At 57.8% G+C, this 25,039-nt stretch carries 22 protein-coding genes and 1 pseudogene; 7 read left to right on the top strand and 16 right to left on the bottom strand.

The window, feature by feature from the left end; translation table 11 throughout:
- Positions 1 to 25: 25 nt before the first annotated feature.
- The 4 genes and pseudogenes from WN982_RS28010 to WN982_RS27995 form a co-directional block, all read left to right on the top strand.
- Complete coding sequence (locus tag WN982_RS28010) at positions 26 to 1,144, top strand: MSMEG_0568 family radical SAM protein (RefSeq protein WP_341318830.1); 1,119 nt, start codon at positions 26 to 28, stop codon at positions 1,142 to 1,144.
- Positions 1,141 to 1,680, top strand: coding sequence for an MSMEG_0567/Sll0786 family nitrogen starvation N-acetyltransferase (locus WN982_RS28005; protein ID WP_341318829.1), 540 nt, complete (start codon positions 1,141 to 1,143; stop codon positions 1,678 to 1,680). The genes WN982_RS28010 and WN982_RS28005 overlap by 4 nt, the downstream gene beginning before the upstream one ends.
- A 492-nt stretch (positions 1,681 to 2,172) precedes the next feature.
- Positions 2,173 to 2,454 carry a transposase gene (locus WN982_RS28000; protein WP_341318828.1) on the top strand — a complete coding sequence of 94 codons (282 nt, stop codon included), beginning with the start codon at positions 2,173 to 2,175 and terminating at the stop codon, positions 2,452 to 2,454.
- Positions 2,455 to 2,614: 160 nt separating this feature from the next.
- A pseudogene (locus WN982_RS27995) lies at positions 2,615 to 2,731 on the top strand (IS5/IS1182 family transposase); the annotation flags it as partial.
- A 75-nt stretch (positions 2,732 to 2,806) separates the two neighbouring features.
- Here the strand turns inward: WN982_RS27995 and WN982_RS27990 are convergent.
- The 3 genes from WN982_RS27990 to WN982_RS27980 all read right to left on the bottom strand — a co-directional run bounded on the left by WN982_RS27990 (position 2,807) and on the right by WN982_RS27980 (position 5,841).
- Complete coding sequence (locus tag WN982_RS27990; protein ID WP_341319445.1) at positions 2,807 to 4,327, bottom strand: mannose-1-phosphate guanylyltransferase/mannose-6-phosphate isomerase; 1,521 nt, start codon at positions 4,325 to 4,327, stop codon at positions 2,807 to 2,809.
- Between the two features lie 551 nt (positions 4,328 to 4,878).
- Positions 4,879 to 5,565 (bottom strand): phosphoglycolate phosphatase, encoded by a 687-nt coding sequence (gph, locus tag WN982_RS27985; RefSeq protein WP_341318827.1) that lies wholly within the window; start codon positions 5,563 to 5,565, stop codon positions 4,879 to 4,881.
- An 18-nt stretch (positions 5,566 to 5,583) separates the two neighbouring features.
- Positions 5,584 to 5,841: a hypothetical protein gene (locus WN982_RS27980; protein ID WP_341318826.1), complete on the bottom strand. Its 258-nt coding sequence runs from the start codon at positions 5,839 to 5,841 to the stop codon at positions 5,584 to 5,586.
- A 550-nt stretch (positions 5,842 to 6,391) separates the two neighbouring features.
- On the opposite strand from WN982_RS27980, the gene WN982_RS27975 reads away from it, so the two are divergent.
- Positions 6,392 to 7,051 carry a hypothetical protein gene (locus tag WN982_RS27975; protein ID WP_341318825.1) on the top strand — a complete coding sequence of 220 codons (660 nt, stop codon included), beginning with the start codon at positions 6,392 to 6,394 and terminating at the stop codon, positions 7,049 to 7,051.
- A gap of 287 nt (positions 7,052 to 7,338) precedes the next feature.
- On the opposite strand, the gene WN982_RS27970 is transcribed toward WN982_RS27975, so the two are convergent.
- From WN982_RS27970 to WN982_RS27915, 12 genes are all read right to left on the bottom strand, one after another.
- Positions 7,339 to 7,581 carry a hypothetical protein gene (locus WN982_RS27970; RefSeq protein WP_341318824.1) on the bottom strand — a complete coding sequence of 81 codons (243 nt, stop codon included), beginning with the start codon at positions 7,579 to 7,581 and terminating at the stop codon, positions 7,339 to 7,341.
- Positions 7,582 to 8,531: 950 nt separating this feature from the next.
- On the bottom strand, positions 8,532 to 9,767 hold the full coding sequence (locus WN982_RS27965) for an ammonium transporter (RefSeq protein ID WP_341318823.1): 1,236 nt from the start codon (positions 9,765 to 9,767) through the stop codon (positions 8,532 to 8,534).
- A gap of 309 nt (positions 9,768 to 10,076) precedes the next feature.
- Complete coding sequence (gene gap, locus WN982_RS27960) at positions 10,077 to 11,081, bottom strand: type I glyceraldehyde-3-phosphate dehydrogenase (RefSeq protein ID WP_341318822.1); 1,005 nt, start codon at positions 11,079 to 11,081, stop codon at positions 10,077 to 10,079.
- A gap of 46 nt (positions 11,082 to 11,127) precedes the next feature.
- Complete coding sequence (gene fba / locus WN982_RS27955; RefSeq protein ID WP_341318821.1) at positions 11,128 to 12,189, bottom strand: class II fructose-bisphosphate aldolase; 1,062 nt, start codon at positions 12,187 to 12,189, stop codon at positions 11,128 to 11,130.
- 214 nt (positions 12,190 to 12,403) lie between these two features.
- Positions 12,404 to 14,422: a transketolase gene (gene tkt, locus WN982_RS27950; RefSeq protein WP_341318820.1), complete on the bottom strand. Its 2,019-nt coding sequence runs from the start codon at positions 14,420 to 14,422 to the stop codon at positions 12,404 to 12,406.
- Between the two features lie 11 nt (positions 14,423 to 14,433).
- Complete coding sequence (locus WN982_RS27945; protein WP_341318819.1) at positions 14,434 to 15,318, bottom strand: phosphoribulokinase; 885 nt, start codon at positions 15,316 to 15,318, stop codon at positions 14,434 to 14,436.
- A 10-nt stretch (positions 15,319 to 15,328) separates the two neighbouring features.
- Complete coding sequence (locus tag WN982_RS27940) at positions 15,329 to 16,405, bottom strand: class 1 fructose-bisphosphatase (protein ID WP_341318818.1); 1,077 nt, start codon at positions 16,403 to 16,405, stop codon at positions 15,329 to 15,331.
- Between the two features lie 46 nt (positions 16,406 to 16,451).
- Complete coding sequence (gene rpe, locus WN982_RS27935) at positions 16,452 to 17,153, bottom strand: ribulose-phosphate 3-epimerase (protein WP_341318817.1); 702 nt, start codon at positions 17,151 to 17,153, stop codon at positions 16,452 to 16,454.
- 1 nt (position 17,154) lies between these two features.
- On the bottom strand, positions 17,155 to 17,916 hold the full coding sequence (locus WN982_RS27930; protein ID WP_341318816.1) for an HAD family hydrolase: 762 nt from the start codon (positions 17,914 to 17,916) through the stop codon (positions 17,155 to 17,157).
- Between the two features lie 3 nt (positions 17,917 to 17,919).
- Positions 17,920 to 18,831 carry a CbbX protein gene (gene cbbX, locus WN982_RS27925; protein WP_341318815.1) on the bottom strand — a complete coding sequence of 304 codons (912 nt, stop codon included), beginning with the start codon at positions 18,829 to 18,831 and terminating at the stop codon, positions 17,920 to 17,922.
- Between the two features lie 27 nt (positions 18,832 to 18,858).
- Complete coding sequence (locus WN982_RS27920; protein ID WP_341318814.1) at positions 18,859 to 19,278, bottom strand: ribulose bisphosphate carboxylase small subunit; 420 nt, start codon at positions 19,276 to 19,278, stop codon at positions 18,859 to 18,861.
- A gap of 47 nt (positions 19,279 to 19,325) precedes the next feature.
- Complete coding sequence (locus WN982_RS27915; RefSeq protein ID WP_341318813.1) at positions 19,326 to 20,795, bottom strand: form I ribulose bisphosphate carboxylase large subunit; 1,470 nt, start codon at positions 20,793 to 20,795, stop codon at positions 19,326 to 19,328.
- Positions 20,796 to 21,310: 515 nt separating this feature from the next.
- Between WN982_RS27915 and WN982_RS27910 the strand changes: the two genes are divergently transcribed.
- Both WN982_RS27910 and WN982_RS27905 read left to right on the top strand, forming a co-directional pair.
- On the top strand, positions 21,311 to 22,261 hold the full coding sequence (locus tag WN982_RS27910; protein ID WP_341318812.1) for a LysR substrate-binding domain-containing protein: 951 nt from the start codon (positions 21,311 to 21,313) through the stop codon (positions 22,259 to 22,261).
- Positions 22,262 to 22,423: 162 nt separating this feature from the next.
- Positions 22,424 to 23,821: a PLP-dependent aminotransferase family protein gene (locus WN982_RS27905; protein ID WP_341318811.1), complete on the top strand. Its 1,398-nt coding sequence runs from the start codon at positions 22,424 to 22,426 to the stop codon at positions 23,819 to 23,821.
- 13 nt (positions 23,822 to 23,834) lie between these two features.
- Here WN982_RS27905 and WN982_RS27900 read toward each other — a convergent pair whose 3' ends face one another.
- Complete coding sequence (locus tag WN982_RS27900) at positions 23,835 to 25,028, bottom strand: phosphoglycerate kinase (protein ID WP_341318810.1); 1,194 nt, start codon at positions 25,026 to 25,028, stop codon at positions 23,835 to 23,837.
- Positions 25,029 to 25,039: the final 11 nt, after the last annotated feature.

The following is a 25,039-nucleotide window of genomic DNA, read 5'->3' as shown; positions in this document are numbered from 1 at the left end:
CGCGACCATTGAAGATGGAACAAGATTGTCGGATCTGATCCTTGACCTGCAGGCACAGGGCATCAAGATCAAGGCGCCGTTCGAGCGCCGGTCAGGCGGTGCGGGTCCATCCGACGCCGGAATGTTGTGGATAGAAGGCTCCCCCGTGACCGTGCCAGTTGACGCGGCCTATGTCACGGCGAGCCCGTATACGCTCGAAGCCGAAGACCTCGGCCACGGGATCTACCGCAACGGTGTCCGGGTCGCCGCCGCCATGCCGGCAGATCGCCCGAAGTTCTACGACCTAAGCACCGCCGACGGAACACCGTACTGGAAGCTCGCATTGATGCATCTAGACTCGCTGGCCAGCACGGTGTTACAGACATGCGCCTACTGGGGCAACGACGACCAGTGCCGCTTTTGCGGCATTGGAGTCTCGCTCGCCTCCGGAAACACGGTAAAAGTCAAGCGACCGGAGCAACTGGCCGAAGTGGCCGCCGCCGCCGCCCGGCTGGACGGCGCGGTGGACATCACGCTGACCACCGGCTCCACCCGTGCGAAAGACCGGGGCGCCCTGTATGTCGCTCGTTGTGGCAACGCAATGAAGGAAGCCTCAGGCTTGCCCGTTGAGGTGCAGTTCGAGCCACCCGAGGATCTTTCGGTCATCGATCGCGTCGCCGACCTAGGCATCGATTCCCTTGGCATCCACATCGAGACCTTTGACCCCGCAGTCCTGGCTCGAGTCGCTCCTCCGAAGGCACGCACAGGCATTGAACGGTACTTCGAGACTTGGGAATATGCGGTCAAACGGTTTGGCGAAGGGCAAGTCAGCACCTACGTCATTCTCGGAATGGGTGAAGATCCCGAACTCACCGTAGCGGCATGCAAGCGGGCTATCGATATCGGCGTCTATCCCTTCCTCGTCCCGCTGCGGCCTGTCCCCGGTAGCCTCATGGCGGACGCGCTGCCGCCGCCCCGTGAATACACCGAACGCATCGCCCGCCTAGTTGCCCCCTATCTCGTCGAACGTGGCATCACTGCCGACAAGGTGTCGGCAGGTTGCGCACGATGCCAGGCGTGCTCCGTGGTTGGCGCAATGGAGCAGACCCTCACGCTGTCGGGCCCAATCACCCGCGGGCGTCCTGTAATTCCGATCCGGTCATGAACGATCCACTAATCGCCGTGTGGCGCGCTAGCCCAGCAAACTTGGCCGCTCACTTCGCCATCAGGCACCGCGTGTTCGTCAACGAGCAAGGTGCCTTGGTGTTCACTGACGTAGACCGCTGGGACGCCGACGCGCAAGTCGTGCATGTGCTGGCCGCCCGCGGACATAGCTGCGCCGGAACCGTCAGACTTTACCCGATTGATGCTCACGGGCGCTGGCGCGGTGACCGGCTGGCCGTGCTCAGGCAGCACCGCGCATCGCTCGTTGGCGCCCAGCTCGTGCGCTTTGCTACCGCCACAGCGGCGGCGCATGGCGGCAAGTTGATGGAGGCAAACGTGCAACTCGCCAACGTCACATTCTTTGAGCGCTTGGGCTGGTGCTGCGACGGCAACGTCTATCCCTATCTCGGTCTTCCACACCAGCCGATGTTGTTCGATCTCTCGAAGGCTGGGCCACTTGACTGGCCAGGGTGCCCCGACTCGCTGACGCTCGATACTCCGGTCGATGTCGACAATGAACTCCTCTGCCCAGCCTGACGGTCATCAGCTATCACCGCAGCGACAGCGCAACCCTCACCTGGACAGGCCTGTTACTGACGTCCTCTTCAGACCCAGCTACACCCCGGCAGCCGTCGTCGACAAGATCGGCAACGGGCATAGAGGCCCCTCGAGCCCGGCTCTGTAATCTCTCAGTGCAAAATATGAGGAGGCCATAAAGCTTAAAGACTGTTGCGAAAATACCGTATCGCGAGGGAGTTGGGGACGAACGAGCGGTGGCAGGCAGGTAACACTTTGCGGCGTGCTGCTGAACGACACGCCCCCTTGGAGGGAGGCGTGACGGGGAGAATTGTCGCCGTTGACGCCTTGCGTAAATGGTTCGGTACCCTGTGGAAAGGAAAGACAGACGAAGAACAGCTTTAAATTAGCCGACCATCGTGTGAGCCGTTAAGGATAATCACCGGATCACAATAGATGCCGGCACTGATTTCGGATGATTTAACGATACCGAACGGCCATCGGAGAATGTGCATGTCGCCCACTCCTCTATCAGATGAAGACTGGAATCGGGTTTCTCACCTGTTTCCTCAAGATACCTTGGCACGTTCTGGTCGACCTCGCCGGCACCCTCGCGAGATTTTCGAGGCGATTTTATGGGTCTTCGAGAATCGTGAGAAGTGGCATCACCTGCCTCAACACTACCCGCCTCAGCAGACGTGCTATATCAAATGGCTGCAGTGGCGCCGGGCCGGTGTCATGTCGCAAGCGTTTGCCTTGCTTGGCATAGGAAATTTAACTCCCGATGGCCGTTGAACGATTCGGTGAAGTTATCTTAAAAGCTTTTGCCAGATTACCTATCGGGGCTGTTTACCTTTCCCGCTCGGTGTTAGCTTCATCTCTTGTTTTGTCCGACAGGAAGCGATGGCTAAAGAGCTCATAGACCGCGAACTGCGGTCACTCATCGAGCCATTGTGGCCAGCACGACCTAGCGCGTGCCATCGTCGACAGTTCATCCGTATGCGCAAAGCTTTTGAAAAGAACCGGACCGAACCCGACGGACCGACTCAAGCTCGGCAGCAAACGGCACCTTGGCAACTCAGTCCTCCGACACACGGCCGGTATAAGCGACCGCGGCGAGAAGCCAAATGGTGATCGATGGCTATGGTCATTGCCGACCATAGGAATCGTCGAAGCGCACGATGTCATCCTCGCCGAGGTATGAGCCGGACTGCACTTCGATGATTTCGAGCGGCGTCTTCCCCGGATTCTCAAGACGGTGGATAACCCCCAGCGGAATATAAGCTGACTCGTTTTCGGAGACGATAAAACGCTCTTCACCGCGTGTGACGAGTGCTGTACCGCGCACGACGATCCAATGTTCAGCGCGGTGATAGTGCATTTGCAGCGATAGTCGTGCCCCGGGGTTTACAACAATGCGTTTGACCTGGAAGCGCTCGCCAGCGTCGACCGAATCATAGTGGCCCCATGGGCGGCTAACCTTCCGATGGCATGCTGCTTCAGTGCCTCCCGCAGCGCGAATCCGAGAGACAATTTTCTTTATGTCCTGCACTCGCGACTTGTCGGCAACCAGAATCGCATCGGGGGTTTGGACGACAACGAGATCGTGAGTTCCCACACACGCAATCAGGCACCCTTCCGAATGCGCGAAGGTCGATGCTGCGCCTTCGAACATCACATGGCCGCGACCGACGTTGTTATTCTCGTCCTTCGGCAAGGTCTGCCAGATTGCATCCCAGGAGCCGACATCCGACCATCCCACTTGCAATGGCACGACCACGCCGGCACACACCGATTGATCGCTGCCGAGCTGTTCCATTACGGCGTAATCGATCGATGTCGACGGCGAAGCTGTGAACGCGTCACTCTGCAACCGGTAGAAATCACCATCCGCCTTGCCGCCTACGTAGGCCGCTTCGCACGCGTCGTAAATGGCCGGCTGGAAATGCTTGATTGCCTTCAACCACGTCGACGCGAGCATAATGAAAATGCCGCTGTTCCACCAGTGTTGCCCCGACTCGAAATAGCGTTCGGCCAGTTCACGGTGCGGTTTTTCAACGAATCGATCGAGCCTGTACGCACCAAGTCGGCCTGCGTTTTCAAGCTGCGCCCCGAGCCGGATGTAGCCGTAACCTGTCTCAGCGCGCGTGGGCACAATTCCCATAGTTACGATCTGGTTGGCCGCAGCGTATTGCACGCCATCCGCCACCGCAGCGTGAAATCCGTCGATATCCGTGATGGCGTGGTCCGCAGGCATCACGACCATGATGCCATCCTGATCTTCCGCGACGATTGAAAGCGCCGCGACGGTCAGCGCAGGGGCGGTATCGCGCCGGGCGGATTCAAGTATTAACGTGGCGGCCCTCCCGCTCGTGCGTATTTGCTCGGCGGTCGTGAAGCGGTGCGCCTCGTTGGCAACCACGATTAATTGCCCGGCAAGCGCGTAACTGGCTTCGAGTGATTCAAGCCGGCGGGCGGTCCGTTGCAGCAACGATGCCTCACCAAGCAGGTTGATCAACTGCTTCGGGTGCTGTTCCCGCGACAGAGGCCACAGCCGTGTGCCGGAGCCGCCGGCCAAGATCACGGGATGGACCTTGAGCCCGACGTTCAAGGCCGCGACTGTGGGTGACCCGATGTCGGTGGGGCGTTCACTAACCGGAGCAATCATCATGACCTCCTTGAGGTAGTGTCGATGGGTCGGGTCATAGAGGGCAGTCAACTCTGGCATGAGCGCCTTGGGTGGCTGACGGCGAAGCGTCGACCCGGCCACGGATGAAAGATTCGCGGGTGCAGGACCAAAGCATCTGCGATCCACTTCATCGCATCCCGTGTCGAGGCGTTCTTGTAACCGCGCCGCCACGGGTCGATAACAGAGTGACGAAATTCATCGCTACGGCTCCTCGCCTTAGCGATGAGACTGGCAAGGCGAGATATCTCCCGATTCTTAGGTAGGAAGCGTCTCCGCGTGCCAAGGTCTCAGACCACGCTGGAGCGCCGCAACAATCGCATGTATCGCGCTCCGCCGCGTTGCCTTCCGTATACACAAATCTGCACCTGGGATAACGTTCTGCCATGGCCCAATGACTCGTCCACGCGCCCCTGGAAACGCTCCACCGGGGGCTTCACGACACGCGGCGCATGACTCGGGAAAACGTGATTGGCTAAATCTTCGTAGCCGGGGACTTTCACCCTTTACTCCTTACCGCTCTCCCGGCAACACTACGCCGATATGGCCGGAACGACATGATTTGCCAGATCGTTGATCGACATGAAGATGCGGTCGGGCTGGGCAAGCTCGATCGGGTCGCCATGGTTGTAGCCATAAGGTACTGCCCAAGCTGTAACTCCCGCGTTACGCGCGGTTTGTACATCAATGCGGGAATCACCGACGTGCGCCGCGTCTTGCACCGATACGACAAGTTGCTCAAGAACGTGAACGATCGGCAGAGAGTGTGGCTTCTTGTATGGAAGGCTGTCACCCGCGATCACCATTTCGAAATACGACAACAATCCGGTCGCTGCCAACAAATTCTGTGCAAATTGCTCCTCCTTATTGGTGACAACAGCCATTCGCACTCCAGCTTGCTGTAGCGTGACCAGTCCCTTTTCTACCCCCGGATAAGGCTGAGCCAGTGTACCAACCGAATTTTCGTATTCTCGAATGAACACCGGCATGACGTCGTGCAGCCACGTTTCCAGAGCATCTTCCGGCGATGCTGGATCAACGGCCGCAAGAACCTGTCGCATCAATTCACGCGTGCCCTGTCCGATAAATCCGATAACTGTTCCCATATTTAGGGGTGGTATCCCGTACGAGGCCAGCGTGAGGTTGACCGCGGCGGTAATTTCCGGTGCGGAGTTGAGCAATGTGCCGTCGAGATCAAAAGTGATGAGACGTTTCTGCATGGTGTAAATGCTCCTTAGTCAGGGCTCTTGGCCGTTTTTCGAGATCGCTTCCAGAACATCGCGGCAATAGCCCGAGCGTGCCCGAACGGGCTGACGCCGTACTCTTGATGCGATGTACAGCGCTACGGTCGCCACGATCCACCCGAAGCCGATCGAGGTCGCAATCGCATTGGCCTCGAAGGTGGTTCGCGACTCCAACGATGCGACCACCTGCCGGTAGCCACGCCTGGAATCAGGGTTCATGGTCAAGCCACGGGCTACCATGAGTTCATTCATCTGCCATTCGCTAAAGAGCTGCTCGATCGAGCTTGGTCAGTTTATTGAACGTCGGGGCGTGGTGAGCGACAACCACGTGCCTGATGACCGATACGCCTCCCCAGAATCTCCGCGCCACACACTTTATGCGCTGCAAGGCTGATCAGGCCACCGAGCGTCTTCTGCGTTACGGCCGTCACCGCGAGCAGTGGTTGAGCCGGAACCGGCCGGACGCCTTCTTCATACTGCATGGCGAGATTGCCGACCTGCGAGTCGTTGCGATCCACAATGACGATGTGCCCCCTTGCCAAATCATTGGACCCACGGCCCTCGCCATCGCTATCGCATTCTCGTGCTGCTCATTCTGGGTGCTCCTGCTGCCCCTCACAGCCGGGGGGATTTCCTCCCGCCGCGACGATGCAATCCTGGCCACCCCTGCTCCTGCTGCCTGTCTAGCCAGCGAGCAGCACGCCGCAGCAAGATAGTAGTAGTATAGTAAAACATGTCGTATGGGACACGATTTTTATCGTATCATAAACAAACGGAGTACCGGGCACAAGAGGACGTAATCATGACTGAAGCCACGACCAGCATCGAAGCGGCGCACCTGTCCTGGGCAGAATGCGAGAGACATCTGTATCCCATTGCGGCCTCAGATCCGTCGCGCTACCAGCAGATCATCGTGGCTGTACGCGCTCTGGCAGACGAGATGCACACGGCAGAATCGGTCGAGCAACTGATAGCCATGTGGCCACAGGCAACCGCGATGTTCTCATCCGTCGCGGCCGCGCGCGGCCTGCTGGCACAGGCTCTTCCCCGGGAGCAGATTGTGGGGGCCGCGTTTGCGCTGCGCGAGCGCGAAATCAGCGAGCAAATTCAACGTCACGCGCGGCGCGGCCGCATCGAGGCCGCACGTGAATCTGGAGCGGCCTGGGTGGTGCTTGATGAGTCCGGCAAGCTTGAGTCCGGGCTGATCGACCCCTATCGATGCACCGAAATGCATGTGGCATCTGGACTCGCCGTGATCTCGCAGGTTCAGCCGGACCCAGAGCGCGGCGCGGTCATGTTCATCGTATTGGTCGTCAAACTCGCTCCGCTGACTGGTGAGTTGCTCGATTCAAGCCCCGGCATTGAGGACTGGACGGAACATGCTCGTCTCGAGGACTTTATGGCCCACCGGCAGGTCCTTCGCGATCGGATCACTTCACGACAGATCGGGAGTGCCGGATGATTGCCCCCTCATTTCGTCGGACCGTTTCCTTTGGTGTCGATTCCTATAGTAGACACCGATAACTGGTCGTGATAAAAAGTGAATCCGGTGGCCGGCCGTGAGCAGCCGCCACAAGACCGGTTCAGAAGGAGGATCATCCGTGTCGGCAACTGCTGACACTCGTCGCAAAATCGAGGCCTGAGCTACCCTCGAAAGGAACCCCATGGAAACTCTACCTGTTGTTGATCCGCCCAATGATGGAGTTGAAGTCCGCGAGGACCACCTAGTGTGGTGAGTTAAAAGTTCGCCTAATCTTGGGCGGTGCGCATCGCCGGCCGTTCCCGATTCGGTGGGAATATGCGCCACGCGCCGTCTTGATGACGAAAAAAGAACAGCGCAACGGGACCCGCCGCCGTTAATGTCTCGACGCATACGTAGCATTCGTGTTTGGATCGTCTGTTTCTGAACTCAATGACCCGAAGCCCGTTCGCCGGATCTGGGGCGAGCCATTGCTCGACCATCTCGCGCAACGAGTTTTTCGCACTATTCACGACTTCTCCTTCATCGCATTTGATGCCACGGTCCTGCTTACACACGTGTGATACAACTTGTCCTACGCCGGCCGAATCCCCTCCGTCAATCGCAATGTTTAACTGCGAACTTCTAACTCGGGACACCAGGCTGTGAACGCTGAGATCGTCGGCACAACTCCGCCCAGCGCTGGCATGCCGTAGTGACAGGTGAGTGAACACAACACGAGTCGCTCGGCAAACGAACAGGGATCGAGCTCATCCCAGGAACAGAGATTAACGAGCAGCTTGCGCGCTCGACCGGAATGCTCCCGTGGCATCGACGATATTGCAGTCGATGCCACGGGAGCGTAGCGCTCGAAGCATCCATCATCCGTTCTCTGTCCGGCTTCATAGGTGACAACCACGCGCGCGTGCGAAAACAGCGAGCACTTCCGTTTGTGCTCAACGATCTGACCAAGAACAACATGCAGTCGAACGTCCACTCGCCGCGCCCTGACAGTGTGGGACGTGGAGCTTCTCGTTGAATCCGCCGTTAAGCACCGCCCTCCGCCAAGCAGCAGACAGGTCGAGCGACACCGCCATGACAGCCTCATCAGATCTCGTCCGGCAACGTGATTTCCGTCAATGACGCGTTCCGCCAAGCAGGCCTTGGCCCGGTCAATCTGTCGTACGACTCGGGGCTTGACAATTCTCACGCTACACTGGATCTGGTTGCTCTGTTGCCATTGAGGAAATCTAGCCATGGATAACGGTTTCGATTGTGCATCGATGTAGACCGGACCGAACTGGCCAGGCAGCAAACACGAGAGGCGGCCATTTTGTGTGAATTCCGTGGTTTCTTTGCATCGAACTCGCCGGGATAGGTCACCGTCCATCAGCACCTACAGCGTAGACATACCCCGCGTGATGAACTCGTCTACTGTCGGCGGTTATCTGGCACTAAGGCCAAATCGCCGCGTGCCCCCCGCTTACTCCAGGTATGCGTACTCGCCGTGTAGTTCCTCATCCATAGACTCTTCCATTGCTGGGCTGACCTTGACCGGTGTGATCATATTTATGAACCACAACATGCAGTAGGTGAAGAGAAACGCCCACACACCGGATAAAATCACCGCACCGCACTGCCTAAAGAAAAAAGAGGTGTTGCCGAACAATAAACCGTCCGCACCGTTTGCGTTCCACTGCTTGGACGCGAATACGCCGAGCAAAATAGTACCGATAAGGCCACCGACTCCGTGAACACCCCAGACATCGAGTGCATCGTCCCAGCCCAATCGGTTTTTGAGTGCAACAGCGTAATAGCAAATTAAACCAGCCAAGATACCGATCAGTGCAGCCGAACCGACAGACACATAACCGGCAGCAGGAGTGATTGTCGCAAGTCCAGCCACTCCTCCCGTCAACAGGCCTACGAACTTTGGCTTCTCGTGACAAAGCCATTCAGTAAGCAACCAGGTGATGGCACCGAATGACGCCGCAACGTCCGTATTCAGGAAAGCGGACGCAGTGACCGCATCCACTCGAAATTCAGACCCAGCATTGAACCCATACCAGCCAAACCAAAGCAACCCGGATCCGAGTGCGATCAAAGGTACATTATGGGGTTTGAGATCGACCTTTTGGCGACGACCGACATACAGAACGGAGGCCAAAGCGGCAAATCCGGCAGTGTTGTGTACTACGATACCACCTGCATAGTCGAGGACCCCCCATTTTGCCAATAGACCACTTGGACTCCACACCATATGGACAAACGGGAAATACACGAATATCAACCATCCCGTCAGAAACAGGAAATAGGATTTGAAGGTGACGCGGTTGGCAAAGGCACCGGTGATCAACGCCGGCGTGATGATGGCAAACATCATCTGGTAGGCGACGTGAACTATGAGTGGGATACCCGCATCGTTGCCCATGTACATACTGTCCAAGGTTACGCCATGCATGAAGGCGTAGTATCTTGGGTCGCCAATTATTCCGTGCCATGACGGTCCGAAGCACATCGAGTAACCGAACGCGAACCAAAGCACCGTCGTCCAGCCAAGCGAGGTAAAGCTCTGCATCATGATAGCCAGGACGTTCTTGCGACCAACCAAGCCGCCATAAAAGAACGCCAACCCGGGCGTCATCAGCATAACCAAGCTCGAGCAAAGGAGCATGAATGCAGTATTGCCGATGTTAATCGGCATGATGGTTGGTGTCATCGAAATTTCTCTCAATCAAAGTTCGCGTGAATACCTAACTAACGTGTTAGGTAAAGGCGGGATATTCGGCGCGGAGTCGACAGATTGAAGTAAAGTACTTGCCAAAATAATCTGTGTACTTTGTGCACGCTCTTAATCAGGTGAAGAACTCACCATTTGGCACACGAGTGCCCGCGACCAGCCCCTCAGGAACGCGTCAACGATCGCCTGGCACCGTTGCTGGCTGGTGTCCTGGCGAACGTTGATGCGAGCAAATCGCTCCTGTTTCTTTCTCCTTCGGCAAACGACTGCCGAAAAGTGATCTTCAGCCTAGCCCTTGCCTAGCACGCGCACCATTTCCACGCACTTGTTGGAATAACCCCACTCGTTGTCGTACCAAGCCACAATCTTCACGAAGGTCTTGTCCAGCGCAATCCCAGCCTCGGCATCGAACACCGAGGTGCATGGCTCACCCCGGAAGTCCGTGGCAACCACCTTATCCTCCGTGTACCCCAGAACCCCAGACATGCTGCCTTCCGAGGCAGCCTTCATCGCCGCGCAGATCTCCGCGTAGCTCGCTTCCTTGTTCAGTTCGACCGTCAGGTCTACCGCCGAGACATCCGAGGTTGGCACGCGGAAAGCCATGCCGGTGAGCTTGTTGTTTAGCTCTGGAATCACTACGCCTACCGCTTTCGCCGCACCAGTGGTTGAGGGGATGATGTTTTCCAGGATGCCGCGGCCACCCCGCCAGTCCTTGTTGCTTGGCCCATCCACCGTCTTCTGTGTTGCTGTGGCCGCGTGCACCGTGGTCATCAGGCCGCGCTTGATGCCCCACGTGTCGTTGAGCACTTTGGCCACAGGCGCCAGGCAGTTGGTCGTGCACGAGGCGTTGGAGATGATGGCCTGGCCAGCGTAACTCGTGTGGTTCACGCCATAGACGAACATCGGTGTGTCGTCTTTGGACGGCGCCGACATGATCACCTTCTTGGCGCCCGCCTTCAGGTGGGCTTCGGCGGTCTCCTTGGTGAGGAATAGGCCCGTGGATTCGATCACCACCTCGGCACCCACCTCGTTCCACCTCAGCTCAGCCGGGTTCTTGATGGCAGTCAGGCGCACCTTCTTATTGTTGATCACCAGTGTATTGCCGTCGACCACGACCTTGCCCTTGAAGCGACCATGCACGCTGTCGTACTTGAGCATATACGCGAGGTAGTCGGGCTCGAGCAGATCGTTGATACCGACGATCTCCACGTCGTCCGCGAAGTTTTGAACTGCAGCGCGAAACACCATGCGCCCGATTCGGCCGAAGCCGTTGATGCCGATCTTAATGGTCATAGGGTCTCTCGTCATTCATGGGACGGAAGTCAGAATGCTCGCTGTCTCACGCCGCCACAGCGTTCTCTCGTTGCCGGTAGTTCGCAATCAGCCGCTCCAGCGGGACCGGCCGGATTCGCGACGCCTGACCAGCGCAGCCGAACGCCTCGTAGCGCAGGCGCACAATGTCCTTGGCAGCCCGCTTCGCTGCCTCCAGGGCCTTGCGCGGATCCAACTCGCTGCGGTCACTCGTCAATGCCCTTCGTATGGCACCCGTCATTGCCAGTCGAATGTCGGTGTCGATATTGATCTTGCGCACACCACTTCTGATACCTCGCTGAATCTCCTCGACGGGCACTCCATAGGTTTCCTTGATCTCGCCGCCGTGCTCGCGGATAATGTCAAGCCATTCCTGTGGTACCGAACTCGAGCCGTGCATCACCAAATGGGTGTTCGGAATCCTGTCGTGAATCGCCTGAATGCGGTCAATTTTCAGAATGTCGCCAGTAGGTTTGCGCGAGAACTTATAGGCACCATGGCTCGTGCCAATGGCAATCGCGAGCGCGTCGACCCCAGTGCGGGAGACGAAATCCTGGGCCTGTTCGGGATCCGTCAGCAACATGTCATGCGACAGTGTGCCCTCAGCACCAGAGCCATCCTCCTCACCGGCCATACCCGTTTGCAACGAACCGAGACATCCAAGCTCGCCTTCGACCGAAACCCCAACTGCGTGCGCCATTTCGCACACGCGTCGCGTCACCGCAACGTTGTATTCATAGTCTGACGGAGTCTTCATGTCTTCGCGCAACGAGCCATCCATCATTACGCTGGTAAAGCCAGATCGGATCGATGCCTGACATACTGCAGGACTTGATCCATGATCCTGATGCAACACGACCGGAATCTCCGGGTGCGTTTCTGCAGCCGCCAACACCATGTGCCGAAGATAGGCCTCGCCGGCGTATTTCCGGGCTCCGGCAGAAGCCTGGAGAATGACGGGACTATCCGTCTCGTACGCGGCTTCCATGATGGCGTGAATCTGCTCAAGGTTGTTGACGTTAAACGCAGGGATCCCGTAGCCGAACTCCGCCGCGTGATCCAATAATTGACGCAATGAAACTAGTGCCATTTCTGTACTCCTAAATTTATCCAATGCTGTGTATGATGTTTTTCGTGTATTAAGATACACATCGCCGGCACCGCAAATGACGGCGGTCCTTTTGCCGTCACCGAACAAAAGGGAGAAAGCCCGCTGCGATCAGCTCAGATAAAGCGACAGGGTCTGTCGTAATGCCAACCAGCGGACAGACCGAGTCGATTCGAACCGTTTCGAGAAGCTTGTATCACCGACCACTTTGACGTCGAACAAGCGACTCTGCGCGATCTGCGACCGTCGAAGAGGTCAAGGCAAAGTGTTCATACAGTGCGTCGGCCTGCCCGGATTCGCCGAAGCTGTCGATGCCAACGCACTCGCCCCCCTCTCCTACCATGCCGCGCCAAAACCAGGTCACTCCCGCTTCCACGCTCACGCGGGGTACAGCCGCCGGCAGCACGGCTTCGCGATAGTCGGCGTCCTGCGCAAGAAACAATTCTACGCACGGCATCGACACCACGCGCGCACCGATGCCTTGCCCGGCAAGGATTTGCGCCGCATGAATAGCAATCTCGACTTCGGAGCCGGTTCCGATCAGCACGACCTCGACCACAGCAGCGTCACGCAACACATAACCACCGTACTTGACCTCTTCGATTTGCTCCGCGCTACGTTCGAATGGTGTCAATGCCTGCCGCGATAGCACGAGACAACTTGGACCTTTGTCGCGCTGCACGGCTGCAAGCCAGGCAATCGCGGTTTCTACGCCATCACAAGGACGCCAGACGTGGTTGTTGGGAATCAGACGCAAACTGGACGTGTGCTCGATCGGCTGGTGCGTTGGGCCGTCCTCGCCCAAGCCAATCGAATCGTGCGTCAGCACATGGATCACACGCTGCCTCATCAGGGCTCCCATCCGGATCGCGTTGCGAGAATAATCCGAGAACGCCAGGAATGTGCCGCCGTACGGAATCAGCCCGCCATGCAGGGCAACACCATTCATCACTGCGGCCATGCCGAACTCGCGAACGCCATAACTCAGATAATTACCGCTTCCGTGATGATTCACCCACTTTGAGGCCTTCACATTGGTCAGGTTCGAGCCGGAGAGATCGGCCGAACCACCCAACATTTCCGGCAAGGCTTCCACTAGGTGCTCCAAAACCAACTGCGACGCCTTTCGCGTAGCGATCTTCTGCTGAAGGGGAGACGACGGCGCACTCAGAAGCTGAATCACGCCATCCACCACCCCCGGCGGAAGGATTCCCTCGCAACGGCGTAGCAGTTCTCCGGCCAGGTCGGGGTGCGCGGTACGGTAACGGGAAAAGTGCATATCCCACTCTTCCTGATATTCCGCGCCCTGGGGACGCGCATTCCATGCCTCGGCCACATCCGACGGGATTTCAAAAGGTGCGGCCGTCCACCCCAATGCTTCGCGCATGGCCGCGATTTCGTGCGTGCCTAGTGGTGCGCCATGCACGTCATGCCCGCCAGCCTTGGTCGGAGCGCATTTACCAATTATCGTGCGGCAGCATATAAGCGATGGCTTGTCGTTGAGCTTGGCTGCGCGCACAGCCTCGTCGATCGCCTCAGCATCGTGACCATCGACCGTTGTGACATGCCAGCCATACGCGGTAAAGCGCTGCGCTGTATTGTCGCCAAACCATCCGCGCGTGTCGCCGTCGATGGAAATGCCATTGTCGTCATATAGGCAGATCAGTTTCCCGAGCTTGAGTGTGCCAGCCAGCGAGCTCACTTCGTGACTGATGCCTTCCATAAGACAACCATCACCGACGAATACATAGGTGAAGTGGTCAATGATCGTATGGCCGTCGTTGTTGAAAGTGGCGGCAAGCAGTTTCTCAGCGAGTGCCATGCCCACCGCATTGGCCAACCCCTGCCCGAGGGGCCCGGTAGTGGTCTCCACGCCGGGCGTCAATCCAAATTCAGGGTGCCCCGGAGTACGTGAATGGAGCCGCCGAAACTGTTTCAGATCCTCGATGCCCAGATCGTAGCCACTCAGATGTAACAAGGCATACAACAGCATCGAAGCATGACCATTGGAAAGCACAAAGCGGTCACGGTTGATCCAGCTCGGATTCGCCGGGTTATGCCGCAGGTGTCGGCGCCACACTACCTCTGCCATTTCCGCCATGCCTAACGGCGCACCGGGGTGGCCGGATTTGGCCTGCTCAACGGCATCCGCGGCGAGAAAACGCAACGCACTGGCGCATCTCACCGCATGATTTATGGTTTCTGGAGCATTCATTGCAGACGTCCTCAACTTGTGCGCTGCGCGCGTTTGCTGCCCTCAATCATGCGTCGCACAAAAGGGGTAAAGATTAATTGCATCGCTAGTTCCATCTTCCCGCCGGGTACCACAATGGTGTTGGCGCGGGACATAAACGAGTCGTGCACCATATTCAGGAGATACTGAAAATCGATGCCTTTCGGATTTGCGAACCGAATCACGACCATGCTCTCGTCCGGCGCTGGGATTTCCCGTGCAATAAACGGATTCGACGTATCGACGCAAGGCACACGCTGAAAATTCACATGGGTACGAGAGAACTGCGGGCATATGTAATTCACGTAATCCGGCATGCGGCGCAAGATCGTGTCGGTTACCGCTTCGGTCGAATAGCCCCGTTGCGACTTGTCTCGCCACAATTTCTGGATCCACTCCAGGTTGATCACTGGTACGACGCCGATCAGCAGATCCACATGGCGCGCCACATCGACCTTGTCGGTCACCACACCCCCATGCAGTCCCTCATAGAAAAGCAGTTCAGTATCTTCCGGGAGCGATTCCCATTCAGTAAATGTACCTGGCTCCTGGTTATAAGGAGCGGCCTCACTCGCGCTGTGCAGGTAACGCCGTCGAACACCAGTGCCTGACTCGCCATAAGATCGAAGTAGGCCTTCGAGCCTGTCGAAAAGGTTCGTTTCTGGGCCGAAGTGACTGAAATCCATGTTGTTGCTTCGCTCAGCTTGCGCGAGCATGACCTTCATTTCCTGCCGATCGTAACGATGGAAACTATCACCTTCGATAACCACGGATTTCACACGCTCACGACGGAATATATGCTCGAAAGTGCGGGTGACAGATGTTGTGCCGGCACCGGAAGAGCCCGTAATGGCGATAATGGGGTAACGTTCTGACATGGTCTCGGCCTCAGGCAGATTCGCGGAACAGACTGCGCTCGCGAAACAGTGGATCGGGCAAACTGCTTGGCGACTGACCCGTGTGATAAGACTCGAGCCGATCGACTTCCTCTTTCGAGCCAAAGATTAAAGCGATACGCTGGTGCACTGCGCTCGGCTGGACGGACAGAATCGGCTGGGTACCGGTGCTGGCGTAACCACCGGCCTGCTCCATGATGAACGCAATCGGGTTTGCCTCATATAAGAGTCGCAGTCGCCCCGCCCTGGAGGGATCCCTACCGTCGCGCGGGTACATGAAGACTCCGCCGCGCATGACAATGCGATGTGCTTCAGCGACCATCGATGCAACCCATCGCATATTGAAATTCTTTCCTCGCGGACCGGCTTCTCCCTCCAGGCACTCGGCAATGTAGCGCTTGATGGGCGGTTCCCAGAAACGGCTGTTGGAAGCGTTAATGGCAAATTCCTGGGTCTTTTCCGGGATGCGCAGTTGGGGATGTGTCAGGATAAAGTCGCCGGAATCCGGGTCGAGCGTGAAGCCATTGACGCCGTTGCCGACGGTCAGGACCAGCATCGTGGACGGACCATAGATCGCATAACCTCCCGCCACCTGTTTGCTGCCGGGCTGCAGAAAGTCGCTTTCTGTGACCACATCGACGACACCTTCCGGTGCACGTAGAATGGAAAAAATGCTGCCAACAGATACATTCACATCAATGTTTGTCGAGCCGTCGATGGGGTCAAACGAAAGCAGATACTTTCCGCGCGGATACTGTTCGGGAATCTGATAAAGCGCCTCCATTTCTTCCGATACCATACCCGCCAGATTACCGGCCCTTTCGTTGATGCTCAGGAAGACGTTGTTACTAATGGCATCGAGCTTTTGCTGCTGCTCGCCCTGCACATTGACCACGCCGTCGGTGCCGTGCACGCCCGCCAAGGCACCAAACGCGATCGCTCGCGAGATCTGCTTGCAGGCCGTGGCGATATTGAGGATCAGGTTGTTGAAATCGTCAGCGGCATCCGAATGAGGCCGGCGCTCCTCAATTAGAAATTGCGCAAGAGTGAGTTTTTGGGTTAACTGCACGGTCCGTCTCCTATAGTCAATCGTGTATTCAGAAAGTCGTGATCTGTCAGTGCACGGCGCCGCTCGCTCCTTTGTGCAGGCGCTGTATGATGGTCCGGTAACCGCCATCGGAGTCTGGCGCACCAAAGACGGCGCTGCCTGCGACGAAAGTATCCGCACCCGCGCGAGCAATCTCGGCGATATTTTCTGCGTTGACGCCGCCGTCGACTTCCAGCCAGATCGGGTGCCCACCGTTTTTCTGATGACAGTCGATGCGCTCACGCACCTGCCGCAGCTTGTCTAACGTGCTGTGAATGAATTTCTGTCCGCCGAACCCAGGGTTCACGCTCATCAGCAACACCATGTCAAGTTTGTCGAGGACATGGTCGAGAAAGCTGAGCGGCGTGGCCGGGTTTAACGCCAGCCCGGCCTGACACCCGTGATCCCGGATCAGACTAAGAGTGCGGTCCACGTGCAAACTGGCTTCAGGATGAAAGGTGATTATGTTGGCGCCCGCTTTCGCAAACATCGGCACCAACGCATCAACCGGCTCGACCATCAGATGCACATCGATGGGAATCGACACATGAGGCCGGATCGCCTCGCAGACAAGCGGGCCAATTGTGAGGTTCGGCACATAGTGGTTGTCCATTACGTCAAAGTGCACGAGATCAGCTCCCGACGCTTCGATCGCCCGCACTTCATCACCCAGCCGCGAGAAATCGGCAGAAAGGATGGAAGGCGCAATACGAATCGGTGCAATGTTCATGTCACGTCGCCTCGAAAAGAGTGCCACGGTGCCACTTGTTCAGGGCGGCGAGATCCACCCAACGATGGTCCGCGTCAGGCAGATGCTGTGAAATCGGTTGCTCCGGGTCGCCGAGGCTCGGCAGTACGACCAGCGCACCGTCAAATCGGTGTTCCACGGTATATGCATTCGACGTAATGACGGTGGGAATGCCGGCAGCGAGCGCGGCGCGCAATCCATTTTCCGAATCTTCGACGGCCAGACAATCCTCCCCGCGTAGATCAAGCTGTCGCAGTACGTCACGATAGACATCGGGCGCTGGTTTCTTGAGCGGACTGGTGACCCCGTCACAAATCACCGCGAAGCGTTCGCGCCAATGAACTCCAAGCGCGGGGCGCAGGAGCGCCTCGACATTAGCCGGCGTCGTGGTCGTAGCGATCGCGACCGGCACGTCCGCGGCATTAGCCTCGTCGATAAGGCGGCTCACTCCCGGACGCAGCGGCAGGCCGTGGCTAACGCGCTCGACGTAATGGCGAGTTTTGATTGCGTGTACGGCATCGATAGTGTCTTTCATCTTGCTGCCGATCGCTTCTTCGGGTTCGACAACGGTCCAGTAATGCAGCAGTCGCTCCTTTCCCCCAGCCACGCGAAGCAGACGCGTGTACAGCGACTCGTCCCAGCACCAGTCAAGCCCGACCTCAGCAAATGCGGAATTGAAGGCTTCCAGATGCGCGGTTTCGGTGTCGGCAAGTGTCCCATCGACGTCGAAAATTAATGCTTGCACGATTTACTCCCTGGCCTGAGGCCGGCTGAACACCCGGCTAGCAAGCAGATCATCCGCAGTGATGGTGCTGAGCACAGCATCATCGGCCACAACATCGGGGTCCATGAGCAGGCGTGAGGCATGCCGCAGGCGAGCTCGGTCCAGCGCGTTGCGCACGCTGCGGGCATTGGCGAAGTGCGGTTGCGCCATGCGCAGCGCCAGATAATCTGCGAATACCTGCCTGCTTTTCTCGTTCAAGCGGTATTGCATCGATTCAAGCATCAGGTCCGCGATCTGCTGGAGTTCTTCGACGTTGTAGTCCGGAAAGTCGATGTGATGCGCAATACGGGACGACATTCCAGCGTTAGATTCGAAGAATCGATCCATGCGGTCTGAATAGCCTGCGAGGATCACAACCAGATCATCCCGATTGTTTTCCATTACCTGCAGAAGTATCTCGATGGCCTCCTGGCCATAATCACGCTCGTTCTCCGGACGATAGAGGTAATATGCCTCGTCGATAAAAAGCACACCGCCCATCGCCTTCTTGATGACTTCCTTCGTGCGAGGCGCGGTGTGGCCGATGTACTGACCCACCAGATCGTCGCGCGTCACGGCCACCAGATGCCCTTTTCGAACGTAGCCCAATTGATGCAGGATTGTTGCCATGCGCATGGCGACGGTTGTCTTGCCCGTGCCGGGGTTGCCGGTAAAGCACATGTGCAGGCTGGGCGTGCCTGCACTCAAACCACGTGCCGTCCGCAGCTTGTCCACCAACAACAGTGCTGCGACATCTCGAATGCGCGATTTGACTGGTGCCAATCCAATCAGCTCCCGGTCAAGTTGCCCCAGCAACTCGAGAACTCCGGACGCAGCCAGCAATTTCGACAACGTGTCAGGGGACTCTGATTGCTCGATGACATCTGGCGCAGACATTCCAATCTCCGTGGTAGGGGATGACACTTAGTACCGCTGCCCCTCGGGGCGCGACTGTACCGCGTAGCTCTCGATCGAGTAGCGGACCCGGCGACCTGCCTCCTCCTGCCGGACCAGCCGGAAACCGGGCTCGTCTTGCGGCCGATGGACGATGAAGGAGATCACCACCGATTCAATCGTATGCGTCGCGTCGAAGGCCGTGACCCGAATGTAGTGATTAGGAAAGGTCTTTCGGGCATTGCTGATCTCAAGCATGATCGCGGCTGCATCGCGTAAATCGAACATCGGCAGACAGAACATCTCCCAGAATGTGTTGCGAGGATGTGGATCGTCGGTGTATTCGATACCAACCGCCCAGCCCTTATTCAGGCAGTATTCGAGCTGCTTTGATATCTGCCCGTCCGTCAGATCGGGCAGGAAGGAAAAGGTGCCTTGTGTAATACGCATGATGTCCTCTTGTTCTATATTCCTGAATTGCATTGCTCGACGTAGTTTCAGGCTATCGATTCAGTCGGTACAAAATCCGAAGTATCGGTCGACGTGTAGTTGAAGGTAATTTCGCCCCACGTGTCGAGCGCAGCCTTCAGCGGCGAACACCACCTGGCAGCTTCGCGCAAGATGTCTGGCCCTTCATTCCTGATGTCGCGCCCTTCATTGCGTGCCAGCACCATCGCTTCGAGTGCCACACGATTGGCGGTGGCGCCGGCATGGATGCCTTGGGGGTGGCCGATGGTACCGCCACCGAACTGAAGGACCGCCTCGTCGCCGAACAGGTCGAGCAACTGGTGCATCTGACCCGCATGAATCCCCCCCGATGCCACCGGCATCACCTTGCGCAGTGACGCCCAGTCTTGATCGAAGAAAATTCCACGAGACAGGTCCTGCTTGGTCACTGCATCCCGGCAGACGTTGTAGTAACCCTGAACGGTAAGCGGGTCGCCTTCGAGCTTGCCGACTGCGGTACCGGCGTGCATGTGGTCGACGCCAGCCAGGCGTAGCCATTTCGCAATCACGCGGAACGATATCCCATGATTCTTCTGACGGGTATATGTGCCGTGACCCGCGCGGTGCAGATGCAGGATCATGTCGTTCTGGCGGCACCAATTGCTGATTGACTGGATACATGGCCAACCCACGATCAGGTCGATCATGATGACCACTGAGCCCAGCTCCTTGGCAAATTCGGCACGCCGATAAATTTCTTCCATGGTGCCGGCGGTGACATTGAGGTAACTTCCCTTAACCTCGCCTGTCGCAGCCGACGCCTTGTTCACAGCGTCCATGACGAAGAGGAACCGGTCGCGCCAATGCATGAAAGGTTGCGAGTTAATGTTCTCGTCGTCCTTCATGAAGTCGAGACCGCCTTTGAGCCCCTCATACACGACGCGGCCATAGTTACGCCCGGACAGGCCAAGCTTAGGTTTGGTGGTCGCGCCGAGCAGCGGACGACCGAATTTATCAAGACGCTCGCGCTCGACGATGATACCGGTCGGCGGCCCAGCGAAGGTTTTCACGTAAGCCACCGGAAAGCGCATATCTTCGAGTCGTGCCGCTTTCAGTGGTTTAAAGCTGAATACATTTCCGATGATTGACGCGGTCACGCTGGCAATCGACCCCTCTTCGAACAGCGACAAGTCGTAGGCGATCCAGCAGAAGTACTGTTCCGGGTTATTCGGCACCGGCTCGACGCGATATGCTTTGGCACGATACATGTCGCACGCCGTCAGGCGATCTGTCCAGACGACCGTCCAGGTGGCCGTAGACGATTCGCCGGCGACAGAAGCTGCTGCTTCCTCTGGCTCGACACCGTCTTGGGGCGTAACACGAAACAGGGCAATGATGTCCGTATCCTTCGTCTCATAGTCCGGCTCCCAGTAGCCCATCTCGCGATACTTGAGTACACCTGCGTCGTAACGCTTGCGCGGTTTGGCAGTGACTTCCTTTGTTTTTTCAACGGTATTCATTCAGTCCTCTCTCTTGGCTTGTTCGGTATAGGAACGTTAAGGCTATTGAGGGATAAGGTAAATTCAATTATTCTTAGCAGCGACATAAGAAAAAAGTAAGTCGCGCCCCGCGATGGTGGTTTCGTCAAGACTGCTGAGTTCGTCGAGAAGTATTAAGCAGATCAATCAATTGCCGAGCTTGAGGAAGGCTTCATGAATGTCGGCGCGACATCAACGCTGCCCATGTACTCCCCACGATGGGCACGATGGCGACACTCACAGGGACTTCGGCTCGCAGTACGAACGGGATGCTGGTTCAAGAAAAGCGGTCCGGCACCGTCGTGGGGACGAGACACTAAAACAAAAAAAGTACCCGGCCCTTCGGGATGCGGCAGTGGTTCAAACAGTGCCAATACTTCCTCATCCATGACCGGCTTGGCCGCCCCTTCGATCCATTTGTCACGACGATCGAGGCCAACTGAGACACGTCTCAAGCTAACAACCCTTGGGGTTCTTCAGGAAACTGTTTCTTAGCCATGTCCCTGCTCCGTTCACTCACACTCCGCCAGTTACAAATCTTCGTCGCCGCCGCGCGACACGCGAGCTTTGTGCGCGCCGCCGAAGAGTTGCACCTGAGCCAGCCCGGCGTATCGATGCAACTCAAACAGCTCGAATCTATTGTCGGGTTCCCACTGTTCGAGCGTATCAACCGACAATTGACGCTGACCGAAGTTGGAGATCGCCTGCTTCACCACGCGTCGCGCATTCTCGGCGAAATTAAAGATGCTGAGGACGGTTTACAAGCCCTAAAGGGCCTTGATCTTGGTTCTATTTCAATCGGCATTATCAGTACATCGAAATATTTTTTACCAAAACTTCTCGCGCAGTTCGTGAAACAGCACCCCGGGGTGGACGTAAGGATTTCGGAAGGAAATCGCGAAACCCTGCTTGGCCTGCTGCGAGACAATGCAATCGATCTAGCCCTGATGGGACAAGCGCCCCGCGAGCTCGATGCGATATCCGAACCACTCGCCCCGCATCCCTATGTCATCGTGGCATCGACCGGGCATCCGCTGCGCAATGAGAAACGTTTTGACTTGCAGGAATTACGGCACGAAACTTTCTTGCTGCGCGAACCAGGCTCCGGCACGCGTGCAGTCGCCGAGCGGATGTTCAGGGATCACCTGTTCACCCCCGCTAAAGTGACCACTCTGGGGAGCAATGAAACGATCAAACAGGCTGCCATGGCGGGCATGGGGATCGGTGTGCTGTCGCTACACACTTTGTCGCTTGAATTGAGATCCCGGGAAATTGTGCTCCTTGATGTCCTCGGCACACCGATCGATCGCGCGTGGCATATCGTTCACATGACAAGCAAATGGTTGTCGCCGGCGAGTCAGGCCTACCGTACATTCCTGCTTGAAAACACGTCGGCCTATCTCGAGCGGGAATATTCGGAGCTACTGCCAGTTCGCGGTCGTGATTGAGGCAAAGACAACCAGCGTCACGAATTTTTCGCTTTCCGCCATCATCAACGGTGCCGGCTCGTCGCGTAAGTTTCTGCCTATATCGAGAAGGCGGAGGATCCTCTAGTCGCCCGGCCGCACCATGGCTTACAATATACATATATCTGGATTTATGAGGGTGCGATGGCCAGAAGCGAAGAAGCGGGTACTTGGACGCCAGTAGTCAGGAAGTCGGATGGGCCAGTTTATCTGGCGATTGCCGACGCGCTCTCGTCAGATATCCTGTCGGGAGTTCTGCCAGAAGGCACGCGGCTGCCCACGCAGCGCAGCCTGGCGGAGGCATTGAGCATCGACTTCACGACCGTCACCCGGGCGTACGCCGAAGCACGCCGCCGCGGTCTCGTGGAGGGTCGAGTAGGACAAGGCACCTATGTGCGCGCGAAGCCTGCAGCTGTGGAGCAGTCCGGGGCCACTGGCGTGATCGACATGAGCATGAACCTGCCGCCGCGCTTTGATGACGCCGGACTCGTAGCGCGTATGTGGAGCGGAATAACCAGCCTCGAATCCAGTGGTGGACTCGACCTGCTTCTTCGTTACCAGGAGCCAGGTGGAACGGTAACTGACAGGAGCGCCGGGGCAATGTGGCTGGCTCCGCGGCTTTCGGCGCTTTCGCCTGAACAGGTGATGATTTGCCCCGGAGTCCAGGGTGCACTTCTCGCTGTGGTCGGTCTGCTAGCCGCGCCAGGCGATACGATTTGCGCTGAATCGCTGACCTATCCGGGTTTTCGGTCACTAGCTGCACATCTGAGAATCCGGCTCGTTCCCGTGGGGATGGACGAGCATGGTGTAATCCCGGAAGCATTCGATTCTGTGTGCCGGACGGACAAACCCAAAGCTCTCTATTGCACACCGACGCTTCACAACCCGACGACCGCGACCATGCCGTTGAAGCGGCGCGAAGCTATCGTGACTATCGCGCGCAAACACCACGTGCCCATCATCGAGGACGACGCTTACGGCATGCTGCCTCGCGAGGCGCCTACTCCGCTTGCCGCTCTTGCGCCTGAGCTTGTCTACTACATAGCAGGGGTGGCGAAATGTATGTCGCCCGCCCTTCGGGTGGCCTACGTCGTCCCACCGGATGTCCGCTCCACAAAACGTCTGGCCGGCGCCATACGCTCCCTCACGTCAATGGCGTCTCCTTTAACGGCCGCGGTCGCCACTCGCTGGATCCAGAATGGCACAGCAGACGCCATCGTTGCAGCAATCCGCAACGAAACCGCAGCACGACAGGAAATCGCGAGCGCCCTTCTGCCGCCTGGCGCATTCCTCGCGAGCCCCGAGGGTTTTCACCTATGGCTACCGATCCCGGCCCCCTGGACGCGAGCGGAGTTCACCACCCGGCTTCGTCTGCTTGGCATTGGCGTCGTTGGAAGCGATGCTTTCGCTTTGGGACCTGCTCCCGAAGCCGTACGCCTAGGCTTAGGTGCGCCAGCCTCCCGAGAAGAACTGCGCAGAAGCTTGCAGATCGTTGCCGACCTCGTCGACGAACAACCTGCACTCTCGTCAATGGTCGTTTGAGCTCGGCAGTGCGTTAAGCCCGCGATTCCAGAACTTCGACCGCCGGCAGCTTCTTGCCCTCGAGGAATTCGAGGAAGGCGCCGCCGCCCGTCGAGATGTAGCTGACCTTGTCGTGGATGCCGTACTTGGCGATCGCCGCGAGCGTGTCGCCGCCACCTGCAATCGAGAACGCCGGCGACTTGGCGATCGCGTCAGCCAGCGTCTTCGTGCCGTTGCCGAACTGGTCGAATTCGAACACGCCGACCGGGCCGTTCCACACGATCGTGCCGGCTTTTTCCAGTTGTGCGGCGAGCACCTTGGCCGTTTCCGGTCCGATGTCGAGGATCAGATCGTCGTCTTGAACGTCGGCGACGGCCTTCACTTCCGCCTTGGCGGTCGGCGAGAACTCCTTGGCCGTGACCGCGTCGGTCGGGATCGGCACCGAGGCGCCGCGCGCTTTCGCTGCGTCGATGATGGCCTTGGCTTCGTTCACCAGATCCGCTTCGGCGAGCGACTTGCCGATCTTCAGGCCCGCGGCCAGCATGAACGTATTGGCGATGCCGCCGCCGACGATCAGCTGATCGACCTTCTCGGCCAGCGACTTCAGGATGGTCAGCTTGGTCGACACCTTCGAACCGGCGACGATCGCCACCAGCGGACGCTTCGGCGCGCCGAGCGCATTGCCGAGCGCGTCGAGCTCCGCGGCCAGCAGCGGGCCGGCGCAGGCGATCGGCGCGTACCTGGCGATACCGTGGGTGGTGGCTTCGGCGCGATGCGCGGTGCCGAACGCGTCGTTCACGTAGATATCGCAGAGCTTCGCCATTTTTTGCGCGAGTTCGTCGGAATCCTTCTTTTCGCCCTTGTTGACGCGGCAGTTTTCCAGCAGCACGACCTGGCCGGGCGCCACGTTCACGCCGTTTTCCACCCAGTTCGCGACCAGGGGCACGTCGCGGCCGAGCAGCTCGGCCAGACGCTTCGCGACCGGCGCGAGCGAGTCTTCCGGCTTGAAGTCGCCTTCGGTCGGGCGGCCCAGGTGCGAGGTGACCATCACGGCGGCGCCTGCGTCCAGCGCGGCCTTGATCGCCGGCACGGAGGCGCTGACACGGGTGTCTTCGGTGATGTTGCCTTGATCGTCCTGCGGCACGTTCAGATCGGCGCGGATAAACACGCGTTTGCCGGATAGCTTGCCGTCGGCGATCAGATCGGAGAGACGCAATACCTTGTTCATGGGCGTGTATG

The sequence above is a fragment of the Paraburkholderia sp. IMGN_8 genome, assembly GCF_038050405.1.
In the GTDB taxonomy this organism is placed as follows: domain Bacteria; phylum Pseudomonadota; class Gammaproteobacteria; order Burkholderiales; family Burkholderiaceae; genus Paraburkholderia.
The sequence above is the reverse complement of the archived record's forward strand: the minus strand, read 5'-3'. Positions and strand labels throughout refer to the sequence as shown.